Origin of the sequence: Buchnera aphidicola (Stegophylla sp.) (assembly GCF_005080785.1) — a bacterium.
GTDB classification, from domain to species: domain Bacteria; phylum Pseudomonadota; class Gammaproteobacteria; order Enterobacterales; family Enterobacteriaceae; genus Buchnera_L; species Buchnera_L aphidicola_AQ.
This window is the reverse complement of the sequence record NZ_CP032998.1, coordinates 274,765-294,288: the sequence shown is the minus strand read 5'-3', so window position 1 is coordinate 294,288 and position 19,524 is coordinate 274,765. Positions and strand designations below refer to the sequence as shown.

Here is a 19,524-nt window from a genome sequence, read left to right as displayed (position 1 = left end):
TATGATTATATATATTAGAATATATAATTAATATTGTATAATTTTATATATTAATGTTTTTAAATTTATAAATGTTTTTATAATTTTATGATTATAAATTATCAGTGTATTCAATTTCTTAATAGTTTTTTTCGATGGAATACTAATCATGTTTATCCATATGGTATTGAATTTGCATTTACTGGTTATTCAAATTCTGGAAAATCTAGTTTAATCAATTGTTTAGCAAATAATAATAAATTAGTGAGGTTTAGTCGGTTTCCAGGTTGTACAAAGATGATTAATGTTTTTCGAGTGACTTCACGTTTTCGTTTTGTTGATTTACCTGGATACGGATATTCTCAATTATGTAAACATGAACAAATAAGAATTCAAAATTTAATTTTTACATATTTAAAAACAAGAACTTATTTGAAGGGATTAATTTTATTAATAGATATTAGAAGATTAATTAGGTCTATAGATTATGATGTTTTAAAATTATCTAAAAAAAGAAATATTAATATATTTATTGTTTTAACTAAGTGTGATAAAGTGACATTATTAGTTCAAAAAAAACAATTATATATTTTGAAAAAACAATTGTTTGTCAATTTTAATAATATTGAAATTATTGTTTTTTCGTCTCGTACTAAAGTCGGGGTTAACAAAATATTAAATATTATTAATATGTGGTATAAAAATTATATGTAAATTATTATTTAAGGTACATAATTTATTATAATGTTTTTAATTATTATATTTATAAAATTTTTAATTTATTTTCTTATTTTTTAATTTTTAAATGTTTACAATTGAATAAATATTTTCATTCTATCAATTATACATGATGTACTATATTGATAGTATGGATAGATAATAACGTTTCATATTATTTATTTTAATATATATTTTGAGTATATAATATTTTTTATTCTAATAATTTAAGTATTAAAAATATAAATTTATATTTTATTTGTGTGTAATTATTTACAATGATTATAATATTGTTTTAATTCTTTCATTCCATGAAATGGAGCATTTTCTTTTAATTTTTCTTCTATACGAAGTAATTGATTATATTTTGCTAATCGATCAGATCGACTCATAGATCCTGTTTTAATTTGTCCTGATTGTGTCCCAACAGCGAGATCTGCAATCGATGTATCTTCTGTTTCACCTGATCTGTGCGAAATTATTGTGGAATATTTTGCTTTTTTAGCTGTTTGTATTGTTGATAATGTTTCAGATAATGTTCCAATTTGATTTAATTTAATTAAAATAGAATTTGCAATACCGTTTTGAATACCTTTATTTAGTTTTTTTTGGTTTGTAACAAATAAATCATCTCCGACTATTTGTACTTTATTACCTAATAGTTTTGTTTGATATAAAAATCCGTTCCAATCAGATTCACTTTGTCCATCTTCAATAGAAGTAATAGGATATTTTAATATTAAATTTTTTATAAAATTACTAAATTCTTTTGAGGTAAAACGTTGTTTTTCGTTTTTTAATTCGTAAATTTTTGTTTTAGTATCATAAAATTCCGATGAAGCAAAATCTATACATATTGCAATATCTTGACCGAATATATAACCAGATTGTTCAACTGCTTGTTGAATCATCATTAAAGCAGATGTATTAGATGATAAATTAGGAGTATATCCTCCTTCATCACCCACTGATATGCTTAAATTTTTATTTTTAATAATTTTACCTAATGTTTGAAAAACTTCGCATCCCATTTGAATAGCTTGTTTAATAGATTTAGCTCCAATAGGTTGTATCATAAATTCTTGTATATCTAAATTATTATTTGCATGGCTACCGCCATTGATAATATTAATCATAGGTAAAGGCATAGAAAAACATTTTGGAGTATTATTTAATTCTGCAATATGTTCATAAAAAGGTATTTTTTTGGAAATCGATGCCGCTTTAGCAGTTGCCATAGATACTGATAAAATTGAATTTGCGCCTAAACGTTTTTTATTTTCTGTTCCATCTAAATCTAACATTATTTTATCAATTTGTTTTTGGTTATTAGCATCTTGATTTTTTAATGCTTTAAAAATAATTGTATTAATTATGGCAATTGATTTAGTCACTCCTTGACCTAAAAATCTTTTTGGATCGTGATCACGAAGCTCTAATGCTTCGTATTTTCCAGTTGATGCTCCTGATGGGCATGAAAATGATCCAATTGAACTGTCTTGTAGTTCTACTTCTACTTCTACTGTTGGTTTTCCTCGAGAATCAATTATTTCTCGAGCAGAAATTTTATTTATTTTGGACATTTGTTTTTCCTATTTATATTTAAAATTAGATATTTTTTTAAGATACATTTAAGTTATTTAATTGTATTTATAATAAATAATGATGATTTTTTGGTATTAAACTGTGTTTATGCATTCCAGAATAACTAATGTAATAATTTTATAATTTTTTTATAATTTTATTATATATATTTTATATTATTTATTTTTTAAATGTGTTTATGATTTTTTGTATATGTTAATATATATTATGATATTCGAATGATATTCTTGCTATTGTAATAGATTTTTATATTTTGAATGTTTATTTTTGCATATTTTATTTCAATGTTTTTGTGTTATTTTATAATTTTATACTAATAAAATCACAAATTTTATTTTTAATTATATGTTAAAGATGAGTATTAAATATATGTAATATTGATATAAAACTATCTTTATTTAATTGTATCTATTTATTATGTTGTATGATATAAAATATTTTTTCTAATATATTATATGATTATTAATAAATTGAGATCATGTAAAATTTTACAAGTAATTAAATTATTAAATAATTATAATAAAATCATGTATTGTTTACAATGTTGAAAATATATGTGTTTATTTTTATATATATTATTAAATACATTGTTTATGTATTTTATCATGAATTTATATGTGTTGAATAAATTCATTATTTTATGTATATATAATTATATTTTGAAAATTATTTTTATTTAATATATTATTTTATTCTATTTGTTTTTTAATATTATTATAAAAATCTATTATAAAAATATAGTTATTAATTTTTAATTTTATATTATACTATATTATATATACTAAATAGAATTTTTGTAAATAAATTATAGATTTTATCAAGTGTTATTAGATTAATAATTTTCTATTTTAGATTTTATATGTCATACATATATTTATATAATTTAGTAAATATTAATATATAAAATTTAAAATATTAATATTCTACCATGTATTCTTGTATTCAATATTCAATATATTATGAAAATATTATATAGATAAAAATGTTTTATATTTTTATTATAAATAATACATTATGATGTTAATGATAAAGATTTTAGATTATTTAATCTACTTGTAAGTTCAAAAATCATAGTATTTTAATGATTAGATTTATAAATAATATGTTTTATTATGTTAATGATATGAATAGAATATTGATATTAATTAAATTAATATTGTATATTTTATAATAAAGATTTTTATTTTATAATAAAAAATAATTTTAATTCATATGAATATATAAATTGAATTGTTTATAACTACAAAACATTATATTGTATATAAGTAAATGTAATTACATAAATGTGGTGTTGATAATGATCACATTGTTTTATTAATTGCAAGTATGCTTTTTATTATTGTATATTTTATTTTTATTTTTATATTATTTTATCTTATTTTTCATACTAACAGTTCGATGAAATATTATATTATTACTATTAGACAATTTTTTATCTTTAAAAAAATATCCTATACGTTCAAATTGATAAGTAATATTTTGAAAATTTTTTTTATATATTGATTTATTAATAAAACCATATTTTTTAATTTTTGATTTATTATTAATAATGGATAATAAATTTTTATGGTGTTCTGGATTTTTAACAGTAAAAATATGGTTATATAGTCTAAATTCTGATATGGTAGATTGTTTTTTGGATAACCAATGAATAATTCCATATTTTTTTTTATTGTTTTTATTTTTTAAATTACATGTACAAAATATTTTTATAATATTTTTATGTTTATCTTTCTCAATGTATTGTGCTTGAATAACATAGGAATATTTTAATTTTATTTTTTTTCCTAATATTAATCTATTATATTGATTTTCAGGATGTTCTTTAAAATCTGATTTTTCAATATATAAATGATTATTAAATATGATATGTTTGCTGCCCATATGTGAATAATGAGGATGATTCAATATATTAATAATTTCTTCATATTGATTAGGTATATTATATAAAATAATTGGTATTGGTTCTAAAATAGCCATTGTTCGATGCGCAGTTTTATTGAGTTCATTTCTAATACAATGTTCAAGAACTGAAAATTCTATTAAATTATTTTGTTTTGTGACACCAATTTTATTACAAAAATTTATAATAGAAGAAGGTGTATATCCTTTCTTTTTTAATCCAGCAATTGTAAGTATTCTAGGATCATTCCAATGCTGAATAATATTATTTTGAATAAGTAGTTTTAATTTTCTTTTTGATAGTGTAGAATATTCTATATGTACTCGTGAATATTCGTATTGGCGAGTATGATGAATAATATTTATATTATTTAATATCCATTTGTATAATCTTCGATTATCTTGAAATTCTAAAGTACATAAAGAATGTGTAATATTTTCTAGAGCATCTGAAATACAATGTGCAAAATCGTATGTTGGATAAATGCACCATGAAATTTTTGTTTGATGATGTGCGTCAAATTTAATTCTGTATAATATTGGATCTCGAAGTATTATATACGAAGATTTCATATTTATTTTAGCTCTTAAACAAGCATAACCTTCTGGAATTTTACCATCTTTCATTTGTTGCAATAAAAATATATTTTCTTTTATAGTATGATGTCTATATGGGCTATTAATACCTACACTATTTAATGTGCCTCGATATTTTTGAATATCATTTTTTTTTAATTTATCTACATAAGCTAATTTTTTTTTTATTAATTGTAAAGCATACTGATAAATTTTTTCAAAGTGGTTAGAAGAATATTGAATTTTTTTATACCATTTATATCCTAACCATAAGATATCGCGTTTAATAGCATTAATATATTTAATATTTTCTGTTTGAGGGTTAGTATCATCAAAACGAAGATTACACCGTCCATGGAATTGTTTAGCTAATTCAAAATTTAAAACAATTGCTTTTGCGTGACCAATATGAAGATATCCATTAGGTTCTGGTGCAAATCTAGTATGTAGACATAAGTTTTTATTTTTTTTAATATCATGATTAATGATTTTATGTATAAAACTGATATTATATTTTCTGTTATATAATTTCATATTTGTTATTAATATATATTATTGAATTTCAATGTTTATATTTAAAACTATATTAATATATTTTGTTCATAAAGTTATAAATCTTTGCTAAATTTATTGACGTAAATAAACTTAAGCAGCATAATTTACATAAGGCTACGTAGCTCAGATGGTTAGAGCACAGCACTCATAACGCTGGGGTCAGGGGTTCAATTCCCTTCGTAGCTAATGTTTTTTTTGCGGGAGTGGCGAAATAGGTAGACGCACCAGATTTAGGTTCTGGCGCCTTTAGGTTTGCGAGTTCAAGTCTCGCCTCCCGTATTAAATATTTAAAACTTTTCATGTTGGGGTATAGCCAAGTGGTAAGGCACCGGTTTTTGATATCGGCATCCCTGGTTCGAATCCAGGTACCCCAGATAAGATCATGAAATACAATTGTATTTATTGCTAATATATGTAAAAATATTGTTATAGTTGTAAATTTAAATTTTTTAATATATAATTCATGATCAATGTATAATGTGCAGTCAATATAAAAAACATGCAGCTATTGCTGCTTTGAATTATGTTTCTTTTGATTTAGTTGTTGGTATTGGTTCAGGTTCTACAATATCGTATTTTATTCAAGTTCTTAGTACAGTTAAAAATCGTTTAATAGGTGTGATATCTAGTTCTAATAATACTACATTTTTTTTAAGACAATATGGTATTAGAGTTTGTGATATAAATACTATTTTTTCTCCTATTATATATATAGATAGTGTTGATGAAATAAATAATAATTTAGAATCAGTTAAAGGAGGGGGTGCTGCTTTAACTAAAGAAAAAATTATTGCATCAATATCTAAAAAGTTTATTTGTATTATTGATCAATCTAAACAAGTTCATACATTAGGTTTTTTTCCTGTACCATTAGAAATTATCCCTATATCATATTCTTATATTAAACAAGAAATAATTAAATTAGGCGGTGTTGTCAAATATAGATATGGAATTGTTACAGATAATGGTAATATTGTAGTTGATATTTATAATTTAAATTTGGAATGTCCTATTTTAATAGAGAATAAGATAAATTCTTTACCTGGAGTAGTCACTGTAGGATTGTTTACTTATAGAAAACCTGATGTGATTGTAATTGGTACAAAATATGGTGTAAAAATTCTTTAATGTGATAACTATGTTTTATTTTTATATCTTTATGTTATGATTTTATTGATTATATAATAAAAATTATAAATTTTATTGTATATACTTATATGATAATATAATTTTAATGTGTGTTATATGAATATTATGACAATTATACATTTTATATGTGAATTTTATATTTATTTAGTAACAATGTTCTATAATACTTGAATTACATCCGGGGGGATTTGAACCTCCGACCTCTCGGTTCGTAACCGAGTGCTCTATCCAACTGAGCTACGGATGTTTTTCCATTCCGGTGAGAGAGGGATTTGAACCCTCGATACAGATTTTTCTATATACTCCCTTAGCAGGGGAGCGCCTTAAGCCTCTCGGCCATCTCACCAAAGTAATTTTAATATCTTAACCTATATAATATTACTTAATTATTTATTTAAGTCAAATAAATTTTTAGTTTATTGATTTTATTATATTATTTTAAATAATTTATAATTATTAATTATATAATTTAATTTTATATATTTCATCAACAGTATTTATTTTTTTTTTATTTTTTCAGATTGTATTTTTTGGTAAATTTCTTCACGATGTACTGATATTTTTTTTGGTGCATTAATACCAATTCGAATTTGATTACCTTTAATACCTAGTACTGTTACAGTAATTTCATCACCAATAATTAGTGTTTCACCCACTCGACGAGTTAAAATTAGCATTCTTTTTTCCTTGAAAAAAGTATATAATGATATTAATTTATATAATTTACATTCATAATACTTATCAGTATATATTAACAATTTTAAAATTTTTATAGTATATAATTATTATAATATCATAATAATTTTTTATGATGTGTAAAGTATATTATTTAGAATAAAAATTTATTTTTTTTTATGTATAAATTAAACATTTTTAGTAATCCATAATTTTATTTTTGGAAGTATTTTATCAAAATTATTAATATTGTCTATTAAACATTCTGCAGTTTTTAATTTTCCTCCTCCAGAACAATGAGTATATTGTTTTATTATTTCAACAATTTTATTTGCTTGTATTTTATGAATTATATTTTTTGTTAAACTAATAATACAAATATATTTATTTTGATATTGATAAAATAAAATAATAATACCAATATGTATTACTTTTTTTAATTGATCTATTATCATATTTAATAGTTTTCTTTTGTGAATATTGATTTCACTACTTAAAAAATTTATGTTTTTGATTTTAATAATATTTTTTGATAGTTGTTTGGTATAATATAAAGTGATTTTATGGTTTAAAATTTGGTTTTCTTTTTTTAGTTCAGTATAATAATAAATTATTTTTTTTATTTTTTGTAAAATTTCTGAATTTTGGACTTTAAGAATTTCTTGGATTGTTAACATATTTTGGTTTTGAATGTTTATTATATTTAATGCATATTTTCCAGTTGTAGCTTCTATTCTATATACTCCAGAAGAAACTGTTTTTGTAGATGTTATTTTAAATAAACCGATATTTCCAGTTCTTTGAGCATGAGTACCTCCACATAATTCTTTTGAAAAAGAACCAATAGTTAACATACGTATTGTTTTATAATAATGTTTATTTTTTCGAAATGTATATTTTTCTAGTTGGGCTTGATTAATATTACTAATATGATTATATATAATTTTATTTTTTTGAATTTGATAGTTAATTTTTTTTTCTATATAAGATATTTGATCTTTATTAATTTTTTGTGTATGAGAAAAATCAAATCTTAAATATTTTTCATTAATGAACGAGCCTTGTTGATGAATATTAGTTTTTAATATTAAATTTAATGCAGAATGTAATAAATGTGTTGCAGAATGATTATTTTGTATTAATAATCTTTTTTTTATATCAATCTGTGCTGTAATGATGTCATTTATTTTTATTTTTCCTAATTGGATTTTGCCAATATGACCGATAGCGTAAGAATAATGTTGTACATTATTTACATAAAATATTGATTTTTTTGTAAATATTTTTCCATTATCTCCAATTTGTCCTCCTGACTCTCCATAAAATGGAGTTTTATCAAGTATTATTATACCTTCTTCATTTTCAGAGATTGTTGATTTTTCTTCTCCACAGATAAATATTTGTTTAATTTTTGCTTTAATTGTATGGTATTTATATCCTTGGAAAATTGATTTTGTGTTTGTATGGATTGTATGAGCATTTTTATTAATTATATTTTGTTGAGATTTTTTTTTGTGTTGACTAATTATATTATTTAATTCATGTATGTCAATATTTATTTGATATTCTTGACATATATCTTGTGTTAGATCAATTGGAAAACCAAAAGTATCATGTAAATAAAATATAGTATTAGCATCGAGTTTATTATTTTTTATATTTTCTATTTTTTTTAATAATAAGTCAAATCCTTTTTCAAGTATTTTTTTAAATTGTAATTCTTCTGTTTGAATTATATTTTCTATTTTTTTTTGTTGATTGTATAATTTTTTTTTAAAATTACCAAAGTATTTTATAACACTGGAAACTAATTTATATAAAAAATTTTTTTTGATTCCTAATTTATAGCCATGTAATAATGCTCTTCGAATAATTTTTCTTAGTATATAACCTCTATGTTCATGATTAGGCAATATGTTATCATTAATGATAAATGTAGATGCTCGTATATGATCAGCAATAATATTAATAGATTGATGATTTTTATTATTGTCAATTTTATTGATTTGACATATAGATTTTATTAAATTTTGAAATGCATCTATTTTAAAAGTTGAGTGAACTTTTTGTAGAATAGCAGTTATACGTTCTAAACCCATTCCTGTATCGACTGAAAATGTTGATAATGGAATAAGTTTATTATGATTAATTCGATTAAATTGAATAAATACAATATTCCATATTTCTATATATTTATTTGAGTCGTTTAAATTATGAAGATATATTTTTTCATCGTTGGATTGATTAAAGAATATTTCTGTACATGGTCCACATGGTCCAGTGTCGCCCATTTGCCAAAAATTGTCAGATTCATAAGTATTATGTAGTTTATTTCCTATTCGGATAATTTTGTATTCTGGTAATTGAATAATATTTTTCCATATATTATATGTTTCTTGGTCATCTTGATACACAGTAACAAAAAATTTATTTTTTGGTAGATTAAACCATTTCTTGTTAGTTAATAATTTCCATGCATATAAAATAGACTCTTTTTTAAAATAGTCTCCAAAACTGAAATTACCTAACATTTCGAAAAAAGTATGGTGATGTTCACTATATCCTACTTGTTTAAAATCATTATGTTTACCTCCCATTCTTAAGCATCTTTGTGCAGTTGTTACTCGGGGAAAATGATATTTTTTGTAACCTAAAAATATATCCTGAAATTGATTCATTCCAGCATTTGTAAATAATAAATTAGAATGATTGTTAGGAAGTAGAGAACTACTGGATATTATTGTATGTTGATTTTTTTGAAAAAAATCTAAAAACATTTTTCTAACATTATTGATTGTATATTTCATATATTCCTTAAATAATATAATATATAAAATCCTTATTGATTAATTTTATTATATTATTTAATATATTATTAAATAAAATTAGTTAATATTATATTATGAAAAAAAAAATTGAAGTTATTGTTCCAATATACTATAAAAAAAAAGTAGATTAGATCATATTTTAGTATGTATGTTTCCTAATTATTCTCGATCGATTTTAAAAAAATACATTATTTCTCGTCAAGTATTGATAAATTTTTTGATTATTGATAAACCAAATTTTAATGTTTTTCCTGGAGATAAAATTACTATTTTTTTAGATGTTAAAGAAAAAAAATATGATTTAGGTGAAAATATTCCTTTAAATATTATTTATGAAGATAACAATATATTAATAATTAATAAATTAATTGGTTGTGTTGTACATCCCGCATGTGGAAATGTAAATGGTACTTTATTAAATGCTTTGTTATATTATGATTATCGATTAAAAAATGTACCTAGAGGGGGGATTATACATAGATTAGATAAAAATACTACAGGTTTGATGGTTATTGCTAAAGATGTGTATAGTTATGAAAAAATGGTATTTTTATTAAAAAAAAGATTAATTATTCGTGAATACGATGCATTAGTATGTGGTCATGTAATTTCTGGAGGAGTAATTAATTATCCTATTATGAGACATATTAAAAAAAGAATTTGTATGATGACTAATATATCTGGTAAAACTTCCGTTACACATTATCGTGTTATACAACAATTTAAATATTATACTCATCTTCGTATTCGAATAGAAACAGGACGTACACATCAAATTCGTGTACATATGTTGCATATACGACATCCTATTTTAGGAGATTTATTATATAATAATAATATCTCAACAGGGATGACACATCAATCTGTAAAAAAAATTAGGTTATTTTCTAGACAAGCATTGCATGCTAGTACAATAGCATTTATTCATCCTGTTTTTAATAAGTTAATGAGGTTTCAAATATCGTTACCTATAGATATTTTACATATTATGCAATATTTATAATATATAAATATGAATAATATTTATATTATTTTATAAAAGATTTTGAAATATATTATAGTTTTATTGTATTATAATTAGGTATATATTTGATATATTTATAATACTATTTATATAGTCATTGTTTATAAAATGTAATATGAGTCCTTGTATTGAAAAATTTTTTATATATATTTTTGATTCATGTATATAATATTAACGTTTATTATGATCAATTAAATAATTTTTTATATTTTATTATTTTAATATTACATGATGAAATTGATTTAATAGTTATGTTTTTTCTTTAGTCTTTTTAGTGCTGTTTTGATTGCCCAATAATATCCATCAGTTCCAAATCCACAGATAATACCTTGAGCAATATCAGATAACCAAGAATGTGATCTAAATTTTTCTCTAGAATATATATTAGAGATATGAACTTCAATAAATGGAACATTTATTGATAATAATGCATCTCGTAACGCTATACTTGTATGTGCAAAAGCAGCTGGATTGATGATGATGTAATCAATATTTTTATTAGATTTTTGTATTTTTTCGATTAAAATATGTTCTGCGTTAGATTGTAAGTGTGTTATTTTAACATTTGATTGATTAAATTTTGTATATAATTCGTTTATTAAAGTATTTAATGATTTTGTGCCATAAATTTTTTTTTCTCGTGTTCCTAATAAGTTTAAATTAGGTCCATTTAATATTAGAATTTTAAAATAAGACATATTTATTTTTTATATAGTTATTTCATAATTTATGGTAATCATTTTAAATATTTTTGTAAAGCATTTAATTTTTGTTTATTTTATTAAAAATTATTATATAATAAGCCATAAAAATTTAATATTTTATAATTTTATATATATTTTAATAAAATAAACATTTGATTTATATAATTATTTTAAATTTTAGACAATAAAATATTATGTATTTATATTGTAAAAATACTTATCTTCATTTATATAATATTAATATAATATACTATTTAATACAATATAGTATATAATATTTTTTGTATTTTATATTTTATAGCATCTATTTGTATTTTAAAAATAATTTGTAAGAAATTAATATTTTGTGTTATAAATTAAATAAATTGTATCATTATGTTTGCTTGTATTTTGTATGAGGTATTTAAGATTTTGTATGGATATAAATAATAATATATTTTACAATAATATATATTTTATGAATATTTTTAATATTATGATAGATAATATCCATAATTATATTTTTATTTTTGCAGTCAATACAACATATGACTGCATAATTTAATTTTTATGTTTGGATATATTTTTTATACGTTCTTTAATACGTAATGATTTTCCCATTTTATGACGTAAATAATATAATTTTGCTTTTCTTACTGAACCGCATTTTTTAACTATAATATTTTCAATAATATTTGAATATGTTTGAAAAACTCTTTCAATACCTTCTCCATGAGAAATTTTACGTACTGTAAATGAAGATTGTAATTGTCTATTTTTTATGGATATTACAATACCTTCAAAAGATTGTAGACGTTTTTTAGATGCTTCTACTACCCAAATTTGTATTTCTATGGTATCACCAGGTCTAAAACAAGGTATTTTTTTTTTTTTAGTTTGTTGATATTCAATTTTTTTTATAATGTTGTTTTTCATTATCATGTATCCAATATTTATAAAAATTTTTAAAAATAAAATATTTTTATTGTATTAACTATGATATTGATACTTTACATAGTATATTCAATTCCAATTGACATGAATAATTTTATTGATGATATCTACTTGATAAATAATAGTATCTTTTATAAAAGGAATGAGTATTTCGTGATAATAATTTTTAATTACTAATATATCATTTGATTTAGATCTTATAATATTGTAAACTATTCCAATATATTTTTGATATGTATTAAACACTCTACAAGAAATAATATCTTTCCAATAGTATTCAAATTGTTTTAGGTTAGGTAATATTTGAGCATCAATCATAATTAAAGAATTGACTAATTTTTTAGCTTGATCACGATTATTAATATTTTTAATTTTAATTATTATTTTATTTTGATATATTTTTTTATGTTCTAAAGATATAGTTTTCCAATGATTATTTTTCATAATATACCAAGGGTGATATTGAAAAATATTTTTTTTTTTTCAGTAAAAGATAATATAGTATTCCAACCTAATATACCATAAGCACAACCAATTTTTCCAATTACTAATGGATTTATCATTTATTTATATATTTCCTCTTTTTCTTTTAATTTTTATTATGTAAAAAATTATTTTTTTTTATTTTTTTAATTATTGTTTTTATTCTTTCTGACATTTTTGCACCATTTTTTATCCAATAGTCGATTCGATTGAGGTTTAAATTGATTTTTTTTGATTTTTGATTAATGTTTGGGTTAAAAAATCCAATGTTTTCAATAAATCTTCCATTTCGCGGGAATCGACTATCTGCAACTACTATTTTATAAAATGGTTTTTTTTTTGCACCATGTAATGCTAATCGTATTTTTACCATATTTCCTCGTGTTAATATTGGTTAATGTATTCTGGTAATATTATTTTATTATATTATTTTCTATTATATATGATAAATATAAATAATATATTAAAAATTTTTTTGTTAAAAGATTGTGTGTTTATGTAATAATTTTAAATTTGTTATATTAATTTTAATATATTTATTATTATATGTATATAATTTTTTATGATAATGAATATATATTTTATTATTTATATTATATTTTTATTTATTTATTTATATAAAAAATATTTTTATATTTAAGATTATATGTTTAAAAGATAAAAAATAAATATTTTATTTATATTATTTTGAATACTTAATGAACTCAATGATTTAATTAATTTATAATATTTATTATATATAAAAAATTTTTATAACAGATTGGAAATGTATTTTAAATAATTATTATTTTACTTTATTTTTATATATTTATGAAATATATAATTTTAAATATTTAAAAAGTTTTTATTATTATTTTACGTGATATTATATATATTTTAAAATGAATAAAAGAAATAATTTTATGTTTTAATAATGCAATTTATTATGTAACTAATATAATATTATTATCATAAATTATGTAAATACTTTATTATATCGTATAATTTTATTGTTTAATATTATATATAATTATTTGTGGATTGAAAATATTAAATTTATCTATGGTTTTATATATTTATTACATAATAATTATTATTATTTTGATAATATATTTTCATTTTTGATATTATCATATTGTTTATTTTTTATCATAATATTAAATGTTATTATTTTATTCATTAATTATAGTATATAAATTGAATTTTTTAAAATATTTTAGTTTTATATTATTATATTTTTGTATGTTTTAAATATTTTTATATTTTAAAATTCTTAAATATTGGTTGTAATAATTATATTATTATAATTTTAAAATATATGAACATATTTTGTTGTATGATTTAGATATTTTATAATTTTAATTGATATTTTTTATTTTTTTTAATATTGTTTTTATTTTTTTTGATAATGGATACTTTTGAATTTCTAAATATATAGTATTTTCCCAAAATATTTTATAATGATTTGATTTTAATTCTATTTTTAATATATTTATTTTATTTTGGGTTAAAAGAAATAATATTTTATTAGTTAATTCTAAATATTGTTTTATATTTATAATACAAATTATTTTTGTAGTAACATTTGGAAATTTTTTAAATTTTTTATTTTGTAATATAAAAAACTTAGTATTATTATATTTTTGATTAGTAATTTTGTTTTTATGATTTTTTAGTTGATATGTTTTTATTTTTTCTTTATTTCCTATAGCAGCAGAATAATTATTTTGTATTGTAAGTATTTTTCTTATTGCATCTGTAGTACTATTTGTATATTGTATTTTTAAATTTTTAAATGTCTTTAAAAATTTATTACATTGTTCGAATGGTTGAGGGTGACTATAAATCGTTTTGATATTTTTTAAATGAGTGATATTTTTTGTAATTAAATGATGTTGTATTGGAGTTACAACTTCATCAATAATATTTATTTTTCTTAATAGTAATAAGCTATATATTTCATTGATGAATCCAGAGTAAGTATTTTCAATAGGTACAATTGTAAAATGAGATATTTTATTTTTAATAGATTGAAATATCTGTTGAAAATTTACTTGTGTTTTTATGTTAAAATATTGAAATTTTTTTTTAGCATATTTTATAGTTGCAAGATATGAATATGATCCTTTTGGGCCAAGAAAAGTAAAACAAGGTGTTGTAAAAATGTTTTTAGTAATATATTTATTTTTAATTTTTTGTTGTATTTTTACAGATTCGTGAATAATATTTTTAAATATTTTTTTAATATAATAATTAGATAAGAAATATTTTTTTCCTATTTTAAATAATTTTTCTAATATTTCTTGTTCTCGTTTTTTATCTTTTATAGATAAATTATAAAAAATTTTATTGTGTACAATTTTTACTATTATTTTTTTTCTATCAGATAATAATCGTAGTATTGTTTTGTCAATATCATTTATTTTATTTCTGAACGTAAGTAATTTTTTTTGATAGTACATAATTTAATCCATAATATTATTATTTGTAAATATTTTCTATCTTAATCAATATAACATTATACTTATCTTATTGTACTAAAATAATAATATTATTAGTAAGAATTATATATATTTGTTTTTGTTTTACACAGAAAGTATAAATATTTGATTATATAACATAATTGTATGTTAAATATTTTTATGTTTATATAATTTAAAATTGTTATATATACATTTTGGATAATATAAATGAAAAGTTTTGCGATAAACTGTAATCATGTAAAAAAAAATTGGTATTATGTTGATGCAAAAGGAAAAATTTTAGGTCGTTTATGTACTCAGATATCTTATTATTTACGAGGTAAACATAAAATAGAATATACTCCCAATATTGATGTAGGAGATTATATTATTGTTTTAAATGCTTCACAAGTGATAGTAACGGGAAATAAGAAACAAGATAAGTTATATTATCAACATACTGGTTATATTGGAGGTATTAAAAAAATATCTTTTCACGATATGATTTTAAAATATCCTGAAAGGGTGATTGAAATTGCAGTTCGAGGGATGTTACCAAAAGGATCTTTGGGTCGCGCTATGTTTCGAAAATTAAAAGTGTATGCTTCTGATTCTCATATGCATACAGCACAAAATCCTGCGTTTTTAAATATTTAATTTTGGGTACAATTTATGAATAATATTCAAAGTTATGCTACTGGTCGTCGAAAAAGTTCATCTGCACGTATTTTTTTAAAAAAAGGAAAAGGTGATATTGTTATTAATAAAAAATCTATATTAGAATATTTTCCTCGAGAAACATTACGTATGGTAGTTTTGCATCCATTACAATTAACTAATATGTTAAATCAAGTAAATTTATATATTACTGTTAAAGGAGGTGGAATATCTAGTCAATCTGGAGCAATTCGTCAAGGTATTACACATGCTTTAATTAAATGTGATTCGTCATTGAAAAGTGAATTACGACAAGCAGGTTTTGTAACTCGAGATGCGAGACGTGTTGAGAGAAAAAAAGTTGGATTACGTAAAGCAAGGAAAAAACCTCAATTTTCTAAACGATAAATGTTATAATCCGGAATATTTCAATATCCGGATTTTAAATTCTATATATTATTTATATTGATTATTTTTTAAATATTGAAATAAATCTTGATAAATTTTTTTTACTCCTTTTTTTTTTAATGCTGAAATAAAAAATATTTTTTTTTTTTTTATATTTTTAAGTATAATTTTTATTTTTTCTTTTATTATTTTTTTTTCTAAAGAATCAATTTTATTGAATACTAACCATCTTGTTTTATTATATAATGTTTTATTGTATTTTTTTAATTCTTTTTCTATAATCTTAATATTATTAAAAATATCTTGGATGTTATATAATAAGTCAATAACATGTAATAAAATGTGGCATTTTTCAAGATGTCTTAAAAATTGTACACCTAATCCAAGACCATGTGAAGCTCCTTGTATTAAACCAGGAATATCTGCTATAATAAAACTATTTTTTTGATCAATTTTTACTGTTCCTAAGCACGGTATTAAAGTAGTAAACGGGTATTCACCAATTTTTGGTTTAGCATGTGATATGGATTGAATTAATGTTGATTTTCCTGAATTGGGTAAACCCACTACTCCAACATCAGAAATGAGAATTAATTGTAATATTATAAAACGTGTTTCTCCTTTTTGTCCTAATGTTTTATAATAAGGTGTACGATTAATAGAAGATTTGAATTTTGAATTTCCTATTCCTTTTTTTCCTCCTTTAGCAATTAATATAATGTTTTTTTTATTATCTAAATCACAAATTATTTCTTTTGTATTATAATTTATAATTCTTGTTCCTATTGGAACATATAAAAAAATATCTGATCCTTTTTTTCCGGATTGGTTTTTGCTTTTTCCAGGGCATCCATTATGAGCAAAGAATTTTTTTTTAAATTTATAATCAACTAAAGTATTTAAATTTTGATCTGTTTTAATCCAAATATTACCTCCATCTCCTCCATTACCCCCATCAGGACCACCTTTAGGTATATATTTTTCTCTTCTAAAATGAATACATCCGTCACCTCCTTTTCCTGCAGTTACTTGAATTTGTACTTCATCAACAAACTTCATAATAGTTTCTCATAAAAATTATTTTTTAATATTTAAATAATCAAATAAAAATTTTCATTTATAATTTTTATATATTATATATTTTATTTTTTATTATAGATTATTACAATGTATTATAATAAAATATAGTAATATTGTTATATTTTAATTAAATAATAATATTTACATAAATTTTACGTTTTATTCCTTTTTTTAAAAATTGTACTTTTCCATTTTTAATTGCAAATATAGTGTGATCTTTACTTAGTTTAACATTATTGCCGGCATGAAATTTTGTGCCTCGTTGTTTAACAATAATAGAACCAGATGTAATATATTCACCTCCAAAATGTTTTACACCTAATCGTTTTGAATGTGAATCTCTTCCATTTCGAGTAGATCCGCCAGCTTTTTTCTGTGCCATAATTTTTCCTTTTAGATTTATTTAAATATGATACATATTTATAATTTTAACATCTGTAAAGTGTTGTCGATGTCCTTGTTTTTTTTTATAATGTTTTCTACGATGAAATTTAATAATATTTATTTTTTTGTATTTACCATGTTGTATAATATTACCTATAATTTTAATATTTGATAAATTAGGTTGTCCTATTTGAGTTTTTCCATTATTTGAAAACATTAAGATATTGTTAAATTCAATATTTTTATTTATTGGCAGATTAATTTTTTCTATTCGAATTGTTTTTCCTTGTTCAATTTGATATTGTTTACCACCATGTTGTAAAATTGCATACATGAATATATTCCTTATATTGGGTAAATAGTTTATGATAATTTTCATTAAATAAAAAATATAATTGATGAATAAATTAATTATTTTAAGTTTTCATAATTATTTTTTAAATACATGAATATTATATAAAATATTTATATATAGAATTTATTTTAAATAATATTTATTGTTTTGTTGTATTTTTTTTTTTCCATTCTTTTAAAGTAAATGTATGAATAGAAATAGCATGTATTTTTTTTTCTATAATATATTTTGTTAAAGGTTTATAAATGATTTGTTGTTTTTGAACATTATTTATTCCTTCAAATATTTTTCCAATAGCGACAATTTTGATATGATTATTATCACCAGTTACATATAATTTATCGAGAGGAATTGTTTTCATTAAATAAGATTGAATATCTTTATTTTTCATATTTTATTTTTATCATATTAAAGTTATAAATTATTTTACAATGTATGTAAAAAATAATAAATATAATATATATTATATTTATTTGTTAAATAATTTTATTTTATATTTTAATATAAATTAATTGTTTAAATATATTATATTTATTATACATTTAAGATAATTAAGGAAATATTGTAATGTATACAACACCTATAACTATAAATGGAATAAAAAAACTAGAAAAAGAATTATATGAACTTAAAAATTATAAACGACCTAAAATTATTAATTCTATTATTGAGGCAAGGCAACATGGTGATTTAAAAGAAAATGCTGAGTATCATGCAGCTAAGGAAGAACAATTATTTTGTGAAAATCGAATTCGGGAAATTGAATCTAAATTATGTTGCGCTCAGATTGTTGATATAAAAAATATTTATTTTAATGGAAAGGTTACATTTGGTTCTACTATTAAAGTATTAAATATAGATATTAATAAAATATTTACATTTTGTATTGTTGGTAATGATGAATCTGATTATAAAAAAAATTTAATTTCTGTTAACTCTCCAATAGCTAAAGCATTAATTGGTAAAAAAGTTTCTGATATTGTAATAGTTAATACTCCTGGAGGTAAAGTTAGTTATAAAATTTTAAGTATTAAATATATCTAATAAATTATATATTTTAATACTTAAA

19 protein-coding genes, 5 tRNA genes and 1 pseudogene are annotated in these 19,524 nt (G+C 20.4%); 9 read left to right on the top strand and 16 right to left on the bottom strand.

Annotation, left to right across the window (positions count from 1 at the left end; all coding sequences use genetic code 11):
• Positions 1-87: 87 nt before the first annotated feature.
• On the top strand, positions 88-693 hold the full coding sequence (yihA, locus tag D9V79_RS01280) for a ribosome biogenesis GTP-binding protein YihA/YsxC (protein ID WP_158351919.1): 606 nt from the start codon (positions 88-90) through the stop codon (positions 691-693).
• A 272-nt stretch (positions 694-965) separates the two neighbouring features.
• On the opposite strand, the gene eno is transcribed toward yihA, so the two are convergent.
• Both eno and glnS read right to left on the bottom strand, forming a co-directional pair.
• On the bottom strand, positions 966-2,279 hold the full coding sequence (gene eno, locus D9V79_RS01275; protein ID WP_158351917.1) for a phosphopyruvate hydratase: 1,314 nt from the start codon (positions 2,277-2,279) through the stop codon (positions 966-968).
• 1,387 nt (positions 2,280-3,666) lie between these two features.
• Positions 3,667-5,313, bottom strand: a complete 1,647-nt coding sequence (gene glnS / locus D9V79_RS01270; protein WP_158351914.1) for a glutamine--tRNA ligase — start codon at positions 5,311-5,313, stop codon at positions 3,667-3,669.
• A gap of 133 nt (positions 5,314-5,446) precedes the next feature.
• On the opposite strand from glnS, the gene D9V79_RS01265 reads away from it, so the two are divergent.
• The 4 genes from D9V79_RS01265 (at position 5,447) to rpiA (ending at position 6,462) form a co-directional block, all read left to right on the top strand.
• A tRNA-Met gene (locus tag D9V79_RS01265) sits at positions 5,447-5,520 on the top strand.
• A gap of 11 nt (positions 5,521-5,531) precedes the next feature.
• Positions 5,532-5,613 (top strand) — tRNA-Leu (locus tag D9V79_RS01260).
• A gap of 24 nt (positions 5,614-5,637) precedes the next feature.
• A tRNA-Gln gene (locus tag D9V79_RS01255) sits at positions 5,638-5,708 on the top strand.
• 100 nt (positions 5,709-5,808) lie between these two features.
• Positions 5,809-6,462, top strand: a complete 654-nt coding sequence (gene rpiA / locus D9V79_RS01250) for a ribose-5-phosphate isomerase RpiA (RefSeq protein ID WP_410051751.1) — start codon at positions 5,809-5,811, stop codon at positions 6,460-6,462.
• 194 nt (positions 6,463-6,656) lie between these two features.
• On the opposite strand, the gene D9V79_RS01245 is transcribed toward rpiA, so the two are convergent.
• From D9V79_RS01245 to alaS, 4 genes are all read right to left on the bottom strand, one after another.
• Positions 6,657-6,730: transfer RNA gene (locus D9V79_RS01245), tRNA-Arg, on the bottom strand.
• 10 nt (positions 6,731-6,740) lie between these two features.
• Positions 6,741-6,829: transfer RNA gene (locus tag D9V79_RS01240), tRNA-Ser, on the bottom strand.
• Positions 6,830-6,980: 151 nt separating this feature from the next.
• Positions 6,981-7,160 carry a carbon storage regulator CsrA gene (gene csrA, locus D9V79_RS01235; RefSeq protein WP_158351910.1) on the bottom strand — a complete coding sequence of 60 codons (180 nt, stop codon included), beginning with the start codon at positions 7,158-7,160 and terminating at the stop codon, positions 6,981-6,983.
• A 186-nt stretch (positions 7,161-7,346) separates the two neighbouring features.
• The gene (gene alaS, locus D9V79_RS01230; protein WP_158351908.1) at positions 7,347-9,965 is read right to left on the bottom strand and encodes an alanine--tRNA ligase; all 2,619 of its coding nucleotides are present in this window, start codon (positions 9,963-9,965) and stop codon (positions 7,347-7,349) included.
• Between the two features lie 145 nt (positions 9,966-10,110).
• Here alaS and D9V79_RS01225 point away from each other — a divergent pair.
• Positions 10,111-10,989, top strand: a pseudogene (locus D9V79_RS01225) (RluA family pseudouridine synthase); the annotation flags it as partial.
• A gap of 263 nt (positions 10,990-11,252) precedes the next feature.
• Here the strand turns inward: D9V79_RS01225 and aroQ are convergent.
• The 6 genes from aroQ to D9V79_RS01200 form a co-directional block, all read right to left on the bottom strand.
• Positions 11,253-11,708 carry a type II 3-dehydroquinate dehydratase gene (gene aroQ / locus D9V79_RS01220; RefSeq protein ID WP_158351904.1) on the bottom strand — a complete coding sequence of 152 codons (456 nt, stop codon included), beginning with the start codon at positions 11,706-11,708 and terminating at the stop codon, positions 11,253-11,255.
• A gap of 546 nt (positions 11,709-12,254) precedes the next feature.
• Positions 12,255-12,629: a 50S ribosomal protein L19 gene (rplS, locus tag D9V79_RS01215; RefSeq protein WP_158351902.1), complete on the bottom strand. Its 375-nt coding sequence runs from the start codon at positions 12,627-12,629 to the stop codon at positions 12,255-12,257.
• Positions 12,630-12,716: 87 nt separating this feature from the next.
• Positions 12,717-13,091 carry a ribosome maturation factor RimM gene (gene rimM, locus D9V79_RS01210; RefSeq protein WP_158351900.1) on the bottom strand — a complete coding sequence of 125 codons (375 nt, stop codon included), beginning with the start codon at positions 13,089-13,091 and terminating at the stop codon, positions 12,717-12,719.
• Positions 13,088-13,210 (bottom strand): hypothetical protein, encoded by a 123-nt coding sequence (locus tag D9V79_RS01950; protein WP_261978585.1) that lies wholly within the window; start codon positions 13,208-13,210, stop codon positions 13,088-13,090. The genes rimM and D9V79_RS01950 overlap by 4 nt, the downstream gene beginning before the upstream one ends.
• Positions 13,211-13,236: 26 nt before the next feature.
• Positions 13,237-13,503, bottom strand: a complete 267-nt coding sequence (gene rpsP, locus D9V79_RS01205) for a 30S ribosomal protein S16 (RefSeq protein WP_158351898.1) — start codon at positions 13,501-13,503, stop codon at positions 13,237-13,239.
• 964 nt (positions 13,504-14,467) lie between these two features.
• The gene (locus tag D9V79_RS01200; protein ID WP_158351896.1) at positions 14,468-15,571 is read right to left on the bottom strand and encodes a chorismate mutase; all 1,104 of its coding nucleotides are present in this window, start codon (positions 15,569-15,571) and stop codon (positions 14,468-14,470) included.
• A 228-nt stretch (positions 15,572-15,799) separates the two neighbouring features.
• Between D9V79_RS01200 and rplM the strand changes: the two genes are divergently transcribed.
• Together rplM and rpsI are read left to right on the top strand one after the other, a co-directional pair.
• Positions 15,800-16,228, top strand: coding sequence for a 50S ribosomal protein L13 (gene rplM / locus D9V79_RS01195; protein ID WP_158351895.1), 429 nt, complete (start codon positions 15,800-15,802; stop codon positions 16,226-16,228).
• Positions 16,229-16,243: 15 nt separating this feature from the next.
• Positions 16,244-16,636: a 30S ribosomal protein S9 gene (gene rpsI / locus D9V79_RS01190; protein ID WP_158351893.1), complete on the top strand. Its 393-nt coding sequence runs from the start codon at positions 16,244-16,246 to the stop codon at positions 16,634-16,636.
• Positions 16,637-16,684: 48 nt separating this feature from the next.
• On the opposite strand, the gene cgtA is transcribed toward rpsI, so the two are convergent.
• From cgtA to D9V79_RS01170, 4 genes are all read right to left on the bottom strand, one after another.
• Positions 16,685-17,695: an Obg family GTPase CgtA gene (gene cgtA / locus D9V79_RS01185; protein WP_158351891.1), complete on the bottom strand. Its 1,011-nt coding sequence runs from the start codon at positions 17,693-17,695 to the stop codon at positions 16,685-16,687.
• 148 nt (positions 17,696-17,843) lie between these two features.
• Complete coding sequence (gene rpmA, locus D9V79_RS01180) at positions 17,844-18,098, bottom strand: 50S ribosomal protein L27 (RefSeq protein WP_158351888.1); 255 nt, start codon at positions 18,096-18,098, stop codon at positions 17,844-17,846.
• A gap of 21 nt (positions 18,099-18,119) precedes the next feature.
• Positions 18,120-18,434, bottom strand: a complete 315-nt coding sequence (rplU, locus tag D9V79_RS01175) for a 50S ribosomal protein L21 (RefSeq protein ID WP_158351886.1) — start codon at positions 18,432-18,434, stop codon at positions 18,120-18,122.
• 160 nt (positions 18,435-18,594) lie between these two features.
• Positions 18,595-18,846, bottom strand: coding sequence for a BolA family protein (locus tag D9V79_RS01170; RefSeq protein WP_158351884.1), 252 nt, complete (start codon positions 18,844-18,846; stop codon positions 18,595-18,597).
• 176 nt (positions 18,847-19,022) lie between these two features.
• Between D9V79_RS01170 and greA the strand changes: the two genes are divergently transcribed.
• Entirely contained in the window at positions 19,023-19,499 is a 477-nt protein-coding gene (gene greA, locus D9V79_RS01165; RefSeq protein WP_158351882.1) for a transcription elongation factor GreA, read from the top strand.
• Positions 19,500-19,524 lie beyond the last annotated feature (25 nt).

Bases quoted from the DNA above. Each gene is read 5' to 3' on its own strand.
- yihA (WP_158351919.1), top strand. From the start codon at position 88: ATGATTATAAATTATCAGTGTATTCAATTTCTTAATAGTTTTTTTCGA.
- eno (WP_158351917.1), bottom strand. From the start codon at position 2,279: ATGTCCAAAATAAATAAAATTTCTGCTCGAGAAATAATTGATTCTCGA.
- glnS (WP_158351914.1), bottom strand. From the start codon at position 5,313: ATGAAATTATATAACAGAAAATATAATATCAGTTTTATACATAAAATC.
- csrA (WP_158351910.1), bottom strand. From the start codon at position 7,160: ATGCTAATTTTAACTCGTCGAGTGGGTGAAACACTAATTATTGGTGAT.
- alaS (WP_158351908.1), bottom strand. From the start codon at position 9,965: ATGAAATATACAATCAATAATGTTAGAAAAATGTTTTTAGATTTTTTT.
- aroQ (WP_158351904.1), bottom strand. From the start codon at position 11,708: ATGTCTTATTTTAAAATTCTAATATTAAATGGACCTAATTTAAACTTA.
- rplS (WP_158351902.1), bottom strand. From the start codon at position 12,629: ATGAAAAACAACATTATAAAAAAAATTGAATATCAACAAACTAAAAAA.
- rimM (WP_158351900.1), bottom strand. From the start codon at position 13,091: ATGAAAAATAATCATTGGAAAACTATATCTTTAGAACATAAAAAAATA.
- D9V79_RS01950 (WP_261978585.1), bottom strand. From the start codon at position 13,210: ATGATAAATCCATTAGTAATTGGAAAAATTGGTTGTGCTTATGGTATA.
- rpsP (WP_158351898.1), bottom strand. From the start codon at position 13,503: ATGGTAAAAATACGATTAGCATTACATGGTGCAAAAAAAAAACCATTT.
- D9V79_RS01200 (WP_158351896.1), bottom strand. From the start codon at position 15,571: ATGTACTATCAAAAAAAATTACTTACGTTCAGAAATAAAATAAATGAT.
- rplM (WP_158351895.1), top strand. From the start codon at position 15,800: ATGAAAAGTTTTGCGATAAACTGTAATCATGTAAAAAAAAATTGGTAT.
- rpsI (WP_158351893.1), top strand. From the start codon at position 16,244: ATGAATAATATTCAAAGTTATGCTACTGGTCGTCGAAAAAGTTCATCT.
- cgtA (WP_158351891.1), bottom strand. From the start codon at position 17,695: ATGAAGTTTGTTGATGAAGTACAAATTCAAGTAACTGCAGGAAAAGGA.
- rpmA (WP_158351888.1), bottom strand. From the start codon at position 18,098: ATGGCACAGAAAAAAGCTGGCGGATCTACTCGAAATGGAAGAGATTCA.
- rplU (WP_158351886.1), bottom strand. From the start codon at position 18,434: ATGTATGCAATTTTACAACATGGTGGTAAACAATATCAAATTGAACAA.
- D9V79_RS01170 (WP_158351884.1), bottom strand. From the start codon at position 18,846: ATGAAAAATAAAGATATTCAATCTTATTTAATGAAAACAATTCCTCTC.
- greA (WP_158351882.1), top strand. From the start codon at position 19,023: ATGTATACAACACCTATAACTATAAATGGAATAAAAAAACTAGAAAAA.